Source organism: Acuticoccus sediminis, assembly GCF_003258595.1.
In the GTDB taxonomy this organism is placed as follows: domain Bacteria; phylum Pseudomonadota; class Alphaproteobacteria; order Rhizobiales; family Amorphaceae; genus Acuticoccus; species Acuticoccus sediminis.
Genome location: NZ_QHHQ01000013.1, coordinates 1 through 14,574, shown reverse-complemented (window position 1 = coordinate 14,574; position 14,574 = coordinate 1). Strand labels below are relative to the sequence as shown.

The window sequence follows — 14,574 nt, the reverse complement described above, 5'->3', positions numbered from 1 at the left end:
GTCCCGCTCCGTCGCCGGTGATGCAACTGCACGGTAGCGCAGCGCAATGCATTCTATCGTAGGAATATTTCCTGAAACTAGCGCTGCGAAATATAATGTCGCGTCATCCACTGCCTCGTCGTTGGAAAACAACCGCGTGGCAGGTGGAAGTATAAGCGCGCGACCGAAGTGCGCCGCTAATGAAAATTCCGCGCCTTCACCTTGATCGTGTCGATATGCAGGTCGGGGATGTAGATGTCGCGGGTGCGCAGCCCCTTGGGCGGCAGCTCGCGCGGATCGGGACCGACGCCGCCGTTGCGGGCCTGGTCGCCGCGGCCGTGGGGCAGCGGGAACGCTGCGTCGCGGCTGCCGACGCTAGCGAGGTCGGCCGAGAGGTCGCTGATGCGCTGGGCGACCAGGTGGACGACATCGCCCTCGCGCTGGATGCGGCCGCGAACCGCCATCATGCTGGCCGACAGTACGGCGCGGCGGTTCGCCTCGAACACCTTTGCCCAGACCACGAGATTGGCGATGCCCGTCTCATCTTCCAGAGTGATGAACATCACGCCTTTGGCGCTGCCCGGGCGCTGGCGGACCAGGACGATGCCGGCCGCCTCCAGCCAACGCCCGTCACGGGTCGCCATGGCCTCGGCACAGGAGACGATCCGCCGGCGGCGCAGATCCTCGCGCAGGAAGCTCAACGGATGGGATCGGAGCGTCAGCCCGACATGGCCATAGTCCTCAACCACCTCGCTGCCCGCCGTCATGGGCCGCAGCGCGATGGCGGGCTCGTTCACCTCGGGCACGACCTCCGCCTCACGGGCGGACGCGGCCGCGAATAGCGGAAGCGGCTCGTCGCGCAGGGCCTTGATTGCCCATAACGCCTCGCGGCGGGCGAGCCCCAGCGCGGGACGGAAGGCGTCAGCCTCGGCGAGCTGGACCAAGGCAGCGGATGGCACTCCTGCGCGACGCCAGAGATCGTCGATCGAGGCGAAGGGCTGATCGGCCCGCGCGCCGACGATCGCCGCTCCGTGCGCGTTGGCGAGACCTTTGACCATGCGCAGGCCGAGGCGCACGGCAAAGCGGCCGTCGTCGTCCGTCGGCTCCAGCGTGCAGTCCCAGCGCGAGGCATTGGCGCAAACGGGCCGGATGTCGACGCCATGCTCCGACGCATCGCGGACGATCTGCGCCGGGGCATAAAAGCCCATGGGCTGGGCGTTGAGCAGCGCGGCGCAGAAGACATCGGGATGCCAGCATTTCAGCCAGGCGCTGGCATAGGCGATCAGCGCAAAAGAGGCTGCGTGCGATTCCGGAAATCCGTAAGAGCCGAAGCCTTCGAGCTGCTTGAACGTCGCCTCCGCGAAATCGCGCTCATAGCCGTTGCCGACCATCCCCTTGATCAGCTTCTCCTTGAAGCTGGAAACACCGCCGGTGAACTTGAAGGTAGCCATCGACTTTCGGAGCATGTCGGCCTCGCCGGGGGTGAAGCCGGCGCACTCGATGGCGACGCGCATGGCCTGCTCCTGAAAGAGCGGCACGCCCAGGGTCTTTCCCAGCACCTTCTCCAGTTCTGGCTTAGGGAAGACGACGGGCTCCAGGCCTTCGCGCCGACGCAGATAAGGATGCACCATGTCGCCCTGGATTGGTCCGGGCCTGACGATCGCGACCTGCACCACGAGGTCGTAGAAGGTCCGCGGTTTCAGCCTCGGCAGCATCGACATCTGCGCGCGGGATTCGATCTGGAAGGTGCCGAGCGTATCGGCCCGCCTGATCATCGCGTAGGTGCGCGGGTCCTCGGCCGGGATCGTAGCGAGGTCGAGATTGATGCCTTTGTGGTCGGCGAGCATGTCGAGGCCGTGCTTCATGCAGCTCAACATCCCCAAGGCCAAAACGTCGACCTTCATGAAGCGCAAGGCGTCGATGTCATCCTTGTCCCATTCGATCACCTGGCGGTCCACCATCGCGGCGGGCTCGATCGGCACCAGCTCATCGAGCCGGTCGTGTGTGAGAACAAATCCACCAGGGTGCTGCGACAGATGGCGCGGCGCGCCCATGAGCTGGCGTGCGAGATCGAGCGCCAGGCGCAGGCGCCGATCGCCGAGATTGAGGTTGAGCGCCTCGACGTGCTTCTCCTCGACGCCTTCCGACCAGCCCCAGACCTGGCCCGAGAGCGTCTTGATCAGATCCTCGGTCAGGCCGAGCGCCTTGCCGACGTCGCGCATCGCGCCCTTGGTGCGATAGCGGATGACCGTCGAGCACAGCGCGGCGCGGTCCCGGCCATAGGTGTCGAACACCCACTGCATGACGATCTCGCGGCGCTCGTGTTCGAAATCGACGTCGATGTCGGGCGGCTCGCGTCGTTCCTCGCTCACGAACCTCTCGAACAGGAGGTCGTTGCGACCGGGATCGATTGAGGTGATGCCGAGCACGTAGCAGACGGCAGAGTTGGCGGCCGAGCCGCGCCCCTGGCAGAGGATGTCCTTCGAGCGGGCGAAGCGGACGATGCTGTTCACCGTCAGGAAGTATGGCGCATATTGCAGCTTCTCGATCAGGCGGAGCTCGTGCTGCAACGACGCCCGCACGCTGTCCGGGACGCCCTCGGGGTAGCGCGCTTCAGCGCCTTCCCAGGTGAGCTTCTCCAGTGTCTCCTGTGGGGTGAGCGTCGGGTCGTCGCGCTCCTCCGGATATTGGTAGGCGAGCTCCTTGAGGTCGAAGCGGCAGCGCGCCGCGATCTCGACCGTGCGGGCGACCGCCTCGGGATTGCGGGGAAACAGCCGATGCATTTCCTGCGGCGGCTTCAAATAGCGGTCGCCGTACTCGCGCCGGTCGCGCAGCTCGTCGATCGGGATGCCATGGCGGATGCAGGTCACCACGTCCTGCAGGATGCGGCGGTCGGGCGCGTGGTAGAGCACGTCGTTGGTGACGACGGTCGGCACGCGGATCTGCGCGGCCATGTTCGACAGCTCGTGGATGCGGAGCTGATCGTTGGGCCGGCGGCGCAGCGTCAGCGCGAGGTAGGCCCGGTCGCCGAACGCATCGCGCAGCCGACGCAGGCGCAAGCCACAGGTTTCATCGGCCTCATCGGGAACGAGAACGCCGATCAGGCCGTCGCTGTACGCGACGACATCTGCCCATTCGAGGATGCACTTCCCCTTGCCGCCGCGCTTCTTGCCGAGGGAGAGCAACCGACAAAGCCGGCCATAGGCGGCGCGATCGGTCGGATAGACCAGGATCGAGGCGCCATCGGCGAGATCGAGACGACAGCCGACGATAAGCCGCACGCCGGTCGTCTTCGCGGCCTCGAAGGCGCGTACGATACCGGCGAGCGAGTTGCGATCGACGACGGCGACCGCCTCGATGCCCTGGATCGCGGCCCGGGCGAATAATTCCTCGCAAGACGATGCACCGCGCAGAAACGAGAAATGCGAGGTGACCTGAAGCTCGGCGTAGCGGGACGGGCTGGTCATCCGAACACCCCGTGCAGGAACCAGCGCTGGGAGACGCTATTGGGGTCCTCTCCATCGCCCGAGCGGAAGATCCAGTAGCGCTCGCCGGCATCGTCCTCGACGCGGAAATAGTCGCGCACGGCTGTCAGCTCGGCATCGCGCCGCCACCATTCACCCCTGATGCGTTCGGGCCCATCCGCGTGACGGACGCGTCGCCGGATACCGCGCCAGGTGAAGGCGACCGGCGGATGATCCGGCAGCAGCGCCATCGTCTCGATCGGCTCCGGCGATGCGAGCAGCCGCGAAGGCCGCGGCCAATGGCCCGGCCAGGTCGCGCCTGTGTCCGGCGCCATCGGCGCGATCCGGCGCACCGAGCGCTCCGGCACCTCGGTCGCGATCGGCGCGGCACGGTAGAGGCTGCGCTCGCCGACCCGATTGATGAGCGTGTCGACTAGGTCGGACACGTCCGGCACTCGGTCGTCGACCATCGCCGTCAGGGTTTGCTTTTCGGAGAGCGGTTCGGCCAGCGTCGCGGTCAGGCTGAGGATCTCGATGCCGAAGCCGGGCTCGATCGTCTCGATCTTGTCGGTCAGAAGCCGCGTGAGGCGCCTCACGTCGCGCACGGGCATAGCTGTGCCGACGCGGACGGCCTGCAGCCGATTGTCGACGCGGCGACAGATCAGATCGAGGCGCTTGGCGCCGAGCCCCTTCGCCTCCAGCTCGGCGCAGAGCTGCACGACCAGCTTGCCGATGTAGCGGGCGATGGTCTCGGCCGCGCCGATGGGTTCGGCGAAATTGCGTTTCACCTCGATCAGCTCGTCGGGCCGGATCGGGTCGATCGGCTCGCTGAGCGCCCCCAGCGCCTGATCGATGCGCCGGCCGAGCTGCGGCCCGAAGCGTAGGGTGAGCGGCGCGCGCGGCTGCGCAAGGAGATCGCCGATGCGCTCGAAGCCGAGGACATGGAGCGCCGCGACCATGTCGGCGGGCAAACGAAGGGCCGCGAGCGGCAGGCCCGCCAGGACCGCGCTGCCATGGCCTGCCGGTGCAACCAGCGCAGGCTTGGCGGCGTAGCGAGCCAAAGCGTGCGCCGCGCCCCAGGTGTCGGCGATCGCGGCTCGCGCGTGTACGCCGGATGCGGCAAGCCGGTCGATCAGCCCGGCGAGCATGGCGTCCTCGCCACCATGGAGATGATCGGCGCCGGTAGAATCGATCACCAAGCCCTCCGGAGGGTCGGCGGTGACGATCGGCGCGTAGCGTTGGAGCATCCACAGCGCGAGGCGGTCGAGCGCCTGGGCGTCTGCGATCGCGTCATGATCGTGAACAATCAGGCCCTGGACGAGGACGCGCGCCTTCGTCGCCGCCATTCCAACGCACACACCGGCAGCCTGGGCCGCGGCGTCCGCCGCCAGCACCACCTGCTTTCTTCCGTCACGGCCTATCAGAGCGAGCGGTGCCTCAGCCGGAGGCGCCGCGTCGCCAGCCTTCCGCCGAAGCCGGTCGGTGGACCAGCTCGGCAGGAAGAGCGAGACGACCCGAGTCATCACACGCCTCCACTTCAAAATCTGCACTTTCGCCCGCCCGGGCGCGGATCAGCTCCAGAAGCCAGCGGTGGCGGCCGACGCCGGGAACGGGCAATGCGGCCGAGGGCATGACGGAGACGCGCCATCGCGTAGCGGCGGCCGTAGGCTGACCGAAATCGGAGGCCTCGGTCTGGCGGCGCCAACGGCGCAATGCGATGCCGATCGTGCCGCTTCCCTCCGCGCAAAGCTGAAGCCTCCGCGATGCGGTCATGTCGAGCCGCGCCACTTCGCCGACGACCGCACCGAGCCCGCCGTGACGGAGACCTTCCTCGACACAGGCGAGCACGGTCTTGTCGTTGCCGGCCTCGACGTAGATCACGCGGTCAGGCGCGAGGCCTGCCTGGGCCAGCGCTGGTGCGAAGAGATCGGGCCGCGTGATGACCCAAAGGACCTTGCCCCTGGTTCGCGCGGCGACCCCGGCAGCAAAGAGTGCCGCCGCCGCGCCATCGACCGCGCCGTTACCGCCGCCGGCGATCTCGTGGAGCGCGCCGAGCGTCAGGCCTCCGCCTGGAAGGCGCGAGTCGATGTCGGCGATCCCGAACGGAAGCACCGATTTCACGCGCCGGCCTCTGCCTTCGATCTTCTCGATCTGTGCGCGCAATGACTCTATGGCGGGCTCGGGCCGCAAATTCCTCGTTGACCTCCGGGCATGGGTTCAGCATCATGTTCTCTGTTTGTTCTCGTCTTTGGTCGAAAGAGTCAAGGCCCGTCGCGATGTCGCCCATCGAATCTGCCAGGACCGGAAATGCTCGTCGTGGGACCGGCCGGCTGGGCGACCGCTGGAGCTCTGCGTCCCACGGGTCGAAAGAATGGTTAGGAAACTCTGTGGTAGAGAGGAAACGGTGGCACTTTTGGGCGGATTCCGATAGCGTCGGCGAAGCAAGCGGCGGTCAAAAGCATCTGAGCAGGCAACAGTATAGCGGGGCCCAACCACAGAAAGGAGGCGAGCATGTCGACTAAGCAAATTCTCGCACTCCTGAACTCGCACATCGACGGGGATGAGGACCAGCTCCTGTCGATCGCCTTGCAGATCGCCGCTCAGGAAGCTCGTCAGGGCCGTCCGGAAGACGCTGAGAAGCTGAAACGGCTTGTCCAAAAAGCGCGTGATCAGCGAGGGACCGGCAAACCGGCCGGTGGGCAGACCCCGATCCCGCTCGCCCGGCCGCGCGGCGAATTGCAGGGCCTCGTCGAGAGCGCCTATCCCAAGCTTGCGCTCTCGAGCATGGTGCTCTCCGACGAGATCGCCAAGCGGCTGGGGCGCGTTGTCCGCCAGCAGCAGGAGCGTGCGACCCTGCGCGAGCACGGACAGACCCCCGCCACGCACATGCTCCTGGTTGGGCCGCCCGGCACGGGCAAGACCATGACGGCCTCGGCCTTGGCCGGCGAATTGCGGCTTCCGCTGTTCACGGTACGGCTCGAATCGCTGTTCAGCCGGTTTTTCGGCGAGACCGCAGGCAAGCTGCGCCTGCTCTTCGACCAGATAGCGCAGACGCGCGGCGTCTATCTGCTTGATGAGTTCGACGCGATCGGCTCTCGCCGAGGCGACCCGAACGATGTCGGCGAAATACGACGGGTTCTGAATTCGGTGCTGGCCTTCATGGAGGAGCCGAACTCAACCGACAGTCTCGTGCTGGCCGCGACCAATCATGTCGAGATCCTGGACGAAGCCTTAGCGCGCCGATTCGACGAAGTGGTCGAATATACATTGCCGGACGCGGCGTCAGCGCGGGCCATCCTTGAACGCCGGCTTGGCAAATTCAAGTTCGCGTCGAAGGCGTGGCCCGGCATTGAAAGCGTACTAGAAGGGCTGAGTCAGGGCGAACTAGTCCGCGCGGCCGATGCCGTCGTCAAGGACGCCATTCTGGAAGGTGCCTCGAAGGTATCGCCCGATGCCTTGCGCGACGCGCTCGAAAATCGACAGACTTTGAAGGGCAAGTTCCGTCGCCAACCCGGCCGTTAGGCAGGCTCCGCCGAACGGATCGAACGGAACGCGAATGAAGAAGTAGGAGCCTATGGCGGAGCCCGATAATTTCGACACGAGAGACCGTGCGCATATCTCGATCGATGTCTTTCGTGAGACCGCGGCGTATACCTTTCCCTCACGCAATCAGGAACGCAAACCCCTCCGCGGCGACTATGCGGCGCATGCGACGCAGCTCCTCGACCAGCTCGCAGCAGCGCTGGGGACGGTTCCGGCTGCCGGCGCCGACCCGCGCCTGTCCGTACAGGGGCTGAAATCCGGTACTGTCGTGGAGGTCACGACGCTGCCACCGGCGGAAGGCTCGCGGACCAAGGCTGTGAAGGTGCCCGCGGCGCTGGAATTTCCCACACAGGACGTTGTGATTCTGCGATCGGAGCGTAACGAGGACCGCACCGAAAGCGCCTTGGTGTTCGTGCCGGACGATGCACGCGCCTTCCTGCGCAATCGCATCGCTGACTATGGACGCAATCCCGGCAATCAGAGACGCCCCGACGTCGAGCGGTTCGAGGTTATCGAGGAAGTCAGGGCGGTCGAAGCCGTATCGCTGTTCACCGGCGAGGTGGATCTGGCCGCGCCCGACATCCTCTGGTGGGAGCTGTGGGTTCGCCAGCCGGTCGCACTGGCAGATCGCCTGGTGGTGGCGGCCCGTAACGCAAACATCGATGTGCACGGCGATCGCCTGATCTTTCCCGATACGACGGTCGTCTTCATTCATGCAGCCGCTGCGGCAGTGGCGGCGTTTGCGGGGCGCGTGCCGGGCGCCATCACCGAAATTCGCCGCGCGACGGGAACGATCGAGCCTTTCCTCGACCGTGGGGAGACCGGTCTTGGACAGCATGACTGGGTGGAGGAGTTGGCGCAGCGCGTGAGCCCGCCGTCTCCTGATGCTCCCGTGGTCTGTACGCTCGACACGGGTGTCATGGCGGCTCATCCGTTGATTGCGCCCGGCCTGCGCGGCGCCTGGGCTTATGATCCGGACTGGGGTGCGGACGATCACCAGCCGCACGGCGGTCACGGCACGCCGCTTGCGGGGCTGGTCCTTTATGGCGACCTCGAACCGTTGATGAACAATGCGCGCCCTGTCGAACTTACCCATGGCGCGGAATCCATGAAGCTGCTGCCGCCCGGCGGGTTTCCGCCAACAAAGCCGCCCAGCTACGGCGTGGTGACCCAGGGCGCTGTCAGTTCGGTCGAGATCGAGCGCCCTGATGTGGTGCGCAGCTTTTGCATCGCGACGTCCGCCACCGATTTTCCTCCAAGCCGGCCATCGACTTGGAGCGGCGCGATCGACCAGATCGCGGCGGGTGCCATGCCAGGCGAGGCTGACGACGCCGTCCCGGCGGCCGAGCGCCCCAAGAGGCTGATCGTCGTCGCCACCGGAAACGTCTCCGGGGGCATGGCCGTCGACGTCCTGCCATCGCAGCCGTTGGAAGACCCGTCACAGAGCTGGAACGCCCTGACCATTGGGGGCTTCACGCGCAAGGAGCAGCCGCCGGCACCGCCGCCTGTGTTGCAGGCCGCGGTCCCGGCCAATCACCGCAGCCCCTTCAGTCGTGGCTCACAGTCGCTGCCCGACGACCTGACGCCGATCAAGCCGGAAGTGTTGTTCGAGGCCGGCAACATGATGTCGGACGCGACCGGCTTCTGCGGCTGGGACCCGGCCGTCTCCCTCCTGTCGGCCGGCTCCGATGTCGCGACTGAACCGCTCGTCCCGTTCTGGGCAACGAGCGCGGCCGCCGGCATGGCCGGAAACTTCATCGGCCGCCTGCAAGCGGCTCGGCCCGACCTCTGGGCGGAGACGCATCGCGCATTGACCGTGGATTCTGCCCGATGGCCCGAACCGATACGAAAAGGGTTCATCGGCACCGGAGCCCACTGGAAGACCGGTAAAGCGGCCACCAAGGCCAAGAAGCAGGGGATGCTTCGCGAGTTCGGCTACGGCGTGCCGGACATCGAGCGAGCGATCCTTTCGGCGCGCAATGACGCCACGCTCGTCGCCCAAGCCGAGATTCAGCCCTTCGCGATCGGAGCTGACGGCCGGACCGGCGTGTTCAATGAGATGCATTTCTACGATCTGCCTTGGCCGAAAGCAGCGTTGGAGGCGCTCGAAAACGAGATTGTCACGATGAAGGTGACCTTGTCGTATTTCATCGAGCCGAACTTGGCGGGCAAGGCGGCGACCCGACCGGACACATATCGTTCCTTCGGGCTGCGGTTTGACATGAAGAAGCGCACCGAGACGGCTGCCCGCTTTCGTAGCCGGATTTCCGCGAGCCAGGCCAAGGACGGCACCGAAGCCGATGGCGAGGCCAGTTGCTGGCTTCTGGGCCCAAAAGCAATCCAGGCGGGCTCGCTGCACTGCGACCTCTGGCGCGGTAGGGCGATCGAACTGGCAGGGCACGACGCGATCGCGGTCTATCCGGTCGGTGGATGGTGGAAGTCGCATGTTGGCCAAAAGCGGGTGGCTGACAAAGCGAGGTACGCTCTGGTCATCTCGATCTCCGCTCCCGGTCAGGCTGTCGATCTCTACAGTGAGATCAGCACGCTTGTTGAGAACAAGGAGATCGAGGTCTTGCTCGGCTGAGGTGCGGTCGGTAACCGACATGGAGGTCTGAGCCTCCGGCGAAGTGGCAGTGAAGGCAGCATGCTGCAGCGGAGCAAAAACGACATAGGTTGAACGGTTTAGCGCGGGTCTGACGGTATAGCGGGGCGGACGATGCAGAGCCTCCGTCGTACCGCGGCGTACAAGCGGCGGGAGGCCTGAATGCGATCCTGGGCGGCACTGGATTTCCGTGCTGGGCGATAGACCGCGAAGGGTCAGATTCTGGAAATCGGTCAAAAAACCAGTGTTTTCAATAGCCGGTGTTTTTGACGGTGCGCCTGACGGTATCGAGGAGGCCGGAAAATTTTTTCTCTTGAATTTTCAATTGGTTACGATGCTAGGAAATAATCGAGTGGGAGTGACCGGGCCCAATTGTTCGAACAATTGGCGCGCGGCCGGCGTCTGAGCATCGAGCGATGACGGCGTCCGCCAGCGGCCAGCCTGTGCGCCCCATCCCGGCGGTTCTCGCGGTGATGGTGCGGGGTGACGAGGTGCTCCTCATCCAGCGGGCCAACCCGCCGGACGCCGGGCTCTGGGGCTTTCCCGGCGGCAAGGTCGAGTTCGGCGAGGCGCTGTTGCGCGCCGCCGAACGGGAACTCCTCGAGGAGACGGGTGTCACCGGCACGGCGGAGCAGGTGATCGACGCCGTCGATGCCTACGACATCGCGGACGACGGCACCCTGCGGGCCCATTTCACCCTCATCGCGGTGCATTGCCGGTGGCAGGCCGGGGAGCCGGCCGCAGCGGACGATGCGCTCGACGCCCGCTGGGTCCCGCTTGCCGAGCTCGGCCGGACCCTCGTGCTCAGCCGCGACGTGGCGCGGATCGCGAGACGGGCAGCGTCGCTGACAGCCTGAGGCCTCAGTACTGCGCGAAGGTGTCGTGCATGATCCGCTCCTCCTGGCGGATGCGGGTGATCAGCGGAATGGCGTAGATGGAGAGCCCCACGACGAGCGTCGCCCAGGCGTGGAGCGCCACCGCGTAGCCGATCAGCTCCGGCAGGATGTTGAGGTAGTAGTTGGGGTGGCGCACCGCCTGGAAGAGCGGGTGCGTGACGAGGTCGTGGTCCTTCGCAATGATCAGCTTGACCGTCCAGAAGCGGCCGAGCAGCACCATCACGACCACCAGCATCGCCGCACCGAACGCGTAGAGGATGATCCCGAGGCCGGAGATCACGTCGAACGGGACCGGGCGAAGGAGGTATTCCGCCAGCCCCGCCAGGTAGAATCCGACATGGGCGATCGCGATCGCTTTGGAGTTTCCGGCGCCGTACTCGACCGCGCCGGCCGCCTTGAGCGCCTTCTCGTTGCGTATGGAGACGGCGAGGGAGACGAGGCGGAAGAGGATCGCGACGGCGACGAAGCCGTAGAGGATCGCGGATCCGCTGGATTGTTCGGGCATGGGGTACTCCGGAAACGGGGGCGGGGCGCAAGCCTCGCGCAGCAGGGACGGCGGTGCCTGCGGCCCGGCGCGGATCGGCGGCGGGTCACGGGCGGCGGCGCTAACTTGCAGTCGCGGATGATCCTTTCAAGGGCGGGCGGTTCGCCGTGTGCTCCCCAGCACATCGCCCTTCGGAGGGGCGGACCCTCGGCGCCCGGTGCCTTGCGTTGTGGGCGCTGCGGCGGCATGCATCGACGGCCGGGAGCCGGGATCGTCCGCCCCCGCCAGCGAGGATCCGTCCATGTCGAAGAGCGTCACCGTCCGACCGATCGTTGCCTCCGACGAGGCGGAGTGGCGGCGCCTCTTCGAGGCCTATCTCGTCTTCTACGAGACGACGGTCCCCGAGGCGGTCTACCGGACGACGTTCGCGCGTCTCCTGGGGGACGACCCGTGGCAGCCGTTCGGACTGATCGCCGAGGTGGCCGGCAAGCCGGTGGGCCTCGTCCACTACCTCTTCCACAGCCACACCTGGCGTGAGGAGCGGATCACCTACCTGCAGGACCTTTATGCCGACCCCGAGGTGCGGGGCGCCGGGATCGGCCGCGCGCTGATCGAGGCGGTCTACAAGGCGGCGGACGACGCGGGGGCGCCGGGCGTCTACTGGACCACGCAGCACTTCAACGAGACCGCGCGCCGGCTCTACGACCGGATCGGCCAGCTCACCCCGTTCATCAAGTACCAGCGGCCCCGCTGACCCAGCTCACCAGCGGGTGAGGACGGTCGTCGGCACGCCGAGCCGCCGGCACGACTGAACCGCGGGGGACGACGGCAGAAGCACACGGTCGGCCGAGCGGCCGAGCCGCCGAAGCACCGCGAGCTCGGCCCGGCTCGCCCGGTCGCGGTCCGAGAGGCCGAGCCGCTCGCGCACCCATGCGGGCACCAGCTCGACGGCGCCGCGGACCATGAGGCGCTGCAGCGGGCGCAGCGGCCCGGGAAGGGCCGGCGAGGTGCGCATCAGCTCGAGAAACTCGAAGACGATGGGCGAGGGCTCGAGCCGCCCGCGCATCCCGTCCAGCATCGCCCGCCACTCCTCGACCGAACCGGGGGCGCCGGCCGCCCCGTAGAGCTGCGCCGACGCCCGCGCCTCGGCGAAGACCCGGGAGAGGGCCGCGTCGTCCAGCGGCCGGACGTAGCGGCTGTAGGCGGTCGCGAAGCCGAATGTCGCCGTCGCCTGCACCCAGTCGAGCAGCGCGACGTCGTTTGCGCGGTAGGGGACGCCGCCGGGTGTCTCGCCGCTGACGTGCTCGTGCATCCGGACGACGCCTGCGATCATCCGCTCCGACACGCTGCGCGGGCCGTAGACGGTGACCATCGCCGCCTGTCCCGTCCGCTGCAGGCGGCGCACCGGGTCGCGGCGGAAGGACGAATGCTCCCAGACGCCGGTCCGCACCGAGGGCTCGGCGAGCTCCAGGATCACCGCCGCCACCCCGCCGCAGAAGAGGGCGACGGGGTTCCTGAAGATCTTCCAGGAGATCGAGTCCGGGGCGATGAGCGCCGCCTCTCCGGCCGGGACGGAAAAGTCGATCGTCCCGGCGTCGGCGGGCCGGGTCAGCCGCAGCACCGCCTCGTCGAGCCGGCGCTCGATGAACGGCGGGAGACTCAGCGGGGACCGCGCGTTCTGCAGGGACATGACCTCACACCCACTCGGACTCGTCGTTGCTCGGAGCGCGGCGGCGCGCCGCGACCGGCACCATGGACGTGGGAACAGCGCGTGCCGTTGTGAAGCGCGGCCTGCGATCACGCGTCGTCGGTCTTGATCGCCGCCCACGTTTCGCGATCAGGTGAAGCAACGGGCCGCCATCTGGACGGTTCCGCACTCAGGACGAGGCCAACGATAATGATAAACTACGACTTCTCCGGCCGTGTGTGCGTCGTCACCGGCGGGGCGCAGGGGATCGGCGGCGCCGTCGCCACCCAGCTCGCGGCGGCCGGCGCGACGGTCGCGCTGTGGGACATGGACCGCGCGCTCGCCGAGGAGCACGCCGCGCGCATCGGCAAGGCCGCGGCGTTCGACGTGGACGTCGCGAGCTGGGAGAGCGTCGCCGCCGCGCACGAGGACACGGTCGCCAGGCTCGGCGAGGTGGACGTCCTCGTCAATTCCGCCGGCATCGCCGGGATGAACGCCACCGTCGCCGACTACCCCGTGGAGGAGTTCGCGCGGATCTGCGCCATCAACCTTCTCGGCACCTTCCACACCAACAAGGTCGTCGCGGCGGGGATGCGGGCACGCAACTACGGACGCATCGTCAACATCGCCTCCGTCGCCGGCAAGGAGGGCAACCCGAACGCCTCCGCCTATTCGGCCTCGAAGGCGGGCGTGATCGGCTTCACCAAGAGCCTCGGCAAGGAGCTGGCGGACGTCGATGTGGCGGTGAACTGCGTCACGCCCGCGGCGGCGCGCACGCGGATCTTCGACCAGATGAGCGAGGAACACATCAACTACATGCTCTCGAAGATCCCGCGCGGGCGATTCCTGGAGGTGGACGAGGCCGCGGCGATGATCGTGTGGCTCGCCAGCGAGGCCAACACCTTCACCACGGGCGCGGTGTTCGACCTCTCCGGTGGCCGCGCGACCTACTGACGGCGCGCCGGACGCCCGGCCGACGGCGCCTAGGGGCGGTCTTCCAGCACCAGCGCGGCTCCGCGCTCGGCGATCATCGCGGTCGGCGTGTTGGTGTTGCCGGAGGTGATCGCCGGCATCACCGATGCGTCGATGACGCGAAGGCCGCCGACGCCGCGTACCCGGAGCCGCGCGTCGAGCACGGCCATCTGGTCGTCGTCGTGACCCATCTTCGCCGTGCCGACGGGGTGGAAGATCGTCGTGCCGATGTCGCCTGCGGCCTTCGCCAGCGCCTCTTCGTCGTCGCCGACGGCGGGGCCGGGGAGGTACTCCTCCGGGTGGATGCCGGCGAGCGACGGCTGTGCCATCAGGCGGCGCGTGACGCGGATCGCGTCGGCGGCGACGCGCCGGTCGTCCTCGGTGCTGAGGTAGCACGGCGCGATGACGGGCGGCGCGGACGGATCGCCCGAGGCGAGGCGCACCGTACCCCGCGCCGTGGGGCGCAGGTTGCAGGCACTCACCGTGATGGCGGGGAAGGTGTGCAGCGGGTCGCCGAACTTGTCCAGCGACAGCGGCTGGACGTGGAACTGGATGTTCGGCCGGGCCTGCTGCGGGTCGGAGCGGGTGAAGATGCCGAGCTGGGACGGCGCCATCGTGAGCGGACCACGCCGGCGCACCGCGTAGTCGAGGCCCATCAGCGCGCGGCCGGCGAGCGAGTGGTAGGACTGGTTGAGCGTCTTGATGCCCGTCACGGTGTAGATCGCACGCTGCTGCAGGTGATCCTGCAGGTTGCGGCCGACGCCGGGGCTGTAGTGCCTCGCCTCGATGCCGGCGTCCGCGAGCCAGGCGGGATCGCCGATGCCGGAGAGCTGCAGGATCTTCGGCGAGCCGATCGCGCCCGCTGCGAGAATGACCTCGCCTGCCGTGCGCACCGTGACGCGCTCGCCGTCGCGGCGGTAGACGACGCCGACCGCGCGCCCGTCCTC

General features: G+C 67.4%; 11 protein-coding genes. 5 read left to right on the top strand and 6 right to left on the bottom strand.

Going from position 1 to position 14,574, the window contains the following annotated elements:
* Positions 1–176: 176 nt before the first annotated feature.
* From DLJ53_RS32335 to DLJ53_RS32325, 3 genes are read right to left on the bottom strand one after another with little or no spacing between them, the layout of a single operon-like run.
* Positions 177–3,446 carry an error-prone DNA polymerase gene (locus DLJ53_RS32335; RefSeq protein WP_111352466.1) on the bottom strand — a complete coding sequence of 1,090 codons (3,270 nt, stop codon included), beginning with the start codon at positions 3,444–3,446 and terminating at the stop codon, positions 177–179.
* Positions 3,443–4,966 carry a DUF6504 family protein gene (locus DLJ53_RS32330; protein WP_111352465.1) on the bottom strand — a complete coding sequence of 508 codons (1,524 nt, stop codon included), beginning with the start codon at positions 4,964–4,966 and terminating at the stop codon, positions 3,443–3,445. The genes DLJ53_RS32335 and DLJ53_RS32330 overlap by 4 nt, the downstream gene beginning before the upstream one ends.
* Positions 4,881–5,633 carry an ImuA family protein gene (locus tag DLJ53_RS32325; RefSeq protein WP_111352464.1) on the bottom strand — a complete coding sequence of 251 codons (753 nt, stop codon included), beginning with the start codon at positions 5,631–5,633 and terminating at the stop codon, positions 4,881–4,883. Before DLJ53_RS32325 ends, DLJ53_RS32330 begins: the two co-directional genes overlap by 86 nt.
* A 321-nt stretch (positions 5,634–5,954) precedes the next feature.
* On the opposite strand from DLJ53_RS32325, the gene DLJ53_RS32320 reads away from it, so the two are divergent.
* From DLJ53_RS32320 to DLJ53_RS32310, 3 genes are all read left to right on the top strand, one after another.
* The gene (locus DLJ53_RS32320; protein WP_111352463.1) at positions 5,955–6,965 is read left to right on the top strand and encodes an AAA family ATPase; all 1,011 of its coding nucleotides are present in this window, start codon (positions 5,955–5,957) and stop codon (positions 6,963–6,965) included.
* Positions 6,966–7,017: 52 nt separating this feature from the next.
* Positions 7,018–9,570 (top strand): S8 family peptidase, encoded by a 2,553-nt coding sequence (locus DLJ53_RS32315; RefSeq protein WP_111352462.1) that lies wholly within the window; start codon positions 7,018–7,020, stop codon positions 9,568–9,570.
* Positions 9,571–10,004: 434 nt separating this feature from the next.
* Positions 10,005–10,445, top strand: a complete 441-nt coding sequence (locus DLJ53_RS32310) for an NUDIX hydrolase (protein ID WP_111352461.1) — start codon at positions 10,005–10,007, stop codon at positions 10,443–10,445.
* Between the two features lie 4 nt (positions 10,446–10,449).
* On the opposite strand, the gene DLJ53_RS32305 is transcribed toward DLJ53_RS32310, so the two are convergent.
* Positions 10,450–10,989: an isoprenylcysteine carboxyl methyltransferase family protein gene (locus DLJ53_RS32305; RefSeq protein ID WP_111352460.1), complete on the bottom strand. Its 540-nt coding sequence runs from the start codon at positions 10,987–10,989 to the stop codon at positions 10,450–10,452.
* A 280-nt stretch (positions 10,990–11,269) separates the two neighbouring features.
* On the opposite strand from DLJ53_RS32305, the gene DLJ53_RS32300 reads away from it, so the two are divergent.
* On the top strand, positions 11,270–11,722 hold the full coding sequence (locus DLJ53_RS32300) for a GNAT family N-acetyltransferase (protein ID WP_111352459.1): 453 nt from the start codon (positions 11,270–11,272) through the stop codon (positions 11,720–11,722).
* Between the two features lie 6 nt (positions 11,723–11,728).
* On the opposite strand, the gene DLJ53_RS32295 is transcribed toward DLJ53_RS32300, so the two are convergent.
* Positions 11,729–12,658, bottom strand: a complete 930-nt coding sequence (locus tag DLJ53_RS32295; protein WP_111352458.1) for an oxygenase MpaB family protein — start codon at positions 12,656–12,658, stop codon at positions 11,729–11,731.
* Positions 12,659–12,865: 207 nt separating this feature from the next.
* On the opposite strand from DLJ53_RS32295, the gene DLJ53_RS32290 reads away from it, so the two are divergent.
* Positions 12,866–13,609, top strand: a complete 744-nt coding sequence (locus tag DLJ53_RS32290; RefSeq protein WP_111352457.1) for an SDR family NAD(P)-dependent oxidoreductase — start codon at positions 12,866–12,868, stop codon at positions 13,607–13,609.
* A 29-nt stretch (positions 13,610–13,638) separates the two neighbouring features.
* Here the strand turns inward: DLJ53_RS32290 and DLJ53_RS32285 are convergent.
* The coding region (locus tag DLJ53_RS32285) for a GMC family oxidoreductase (RefSeq protein ID WP_202913474.1) at positions 13,639–14,574 on the bottom strand (936 nt) is incomplete at its 5' end.

Excerpts from the sequence above, each read along its gene's own strand:
- DLJ53_RS32305 (WP_111352460.1), bottom strand. The coding sequence starts at position 10,989 with ATGCCCGAACAATCCAGCGGATCCGCGATCCTCTACGGCTTCGTCGCC.
- DLJ53_RS32320 (WP_111352463.1), top strand. The coding sequence starts at position 5,955 with ATGTCGACTAAGCAAATTCTCGCACTCCTGAACTCGCACATCGACGGG.
- DLJ53_RS32300 (WP_111352459.1), top strand. The coding sequence starts at position 11,270 with ATGTCGAAGAGCGTCACCGTCCGACCGATCGTTGCCTCCGACGAGGCG.
- DLJ53_RS32330 (WP_111352465.1), bottom strand. The coding sequence starts at position 4,966 with ATGACTCGGGTCGTCTCGCTCTTCCTGCCGAGCTGGTCCACCGACCGG.
- DLJ53_RS32295 (WP_111352458.1), bottom strand. The coding sequence starts at position 12,658 with ATGTCCCTGCAGAACGCGCGGTCCCCGCTGAGTCTCCCGCCGTTCATC.
- DLJ53_RS32315 (WP_111352462.1), top strand. The coding sequence starts at position 7,018 with ATGGCGGAGCCCGATAATTTCGACACGAGAGACCGTGCGCATATCTCG.
- DLJ53_RS32310 (WP_111352461.1), top strand. The coding sequence starts at position 10,005 with ATGACGGCGTCCGCCAGCGGCCAGCCTGTGCGCCCCATCCCGGCGGTT.
- DLJ53_RS32290 (WP_111352457.1), top strand. The coding sequence starts at position 12,866 with ATGATAAACTACGACTTCTCCGGCCGTGTGTGCGTCGTCACCGGCGGG.
- DLJ53_RS32335 (WP_111352466.1), bottom strand. The coding sequence starts at position 3,446 with ATGACCAGCCCGTCCCGCTACGCCGAGCTTCAGGTCACCTCGCATTTC.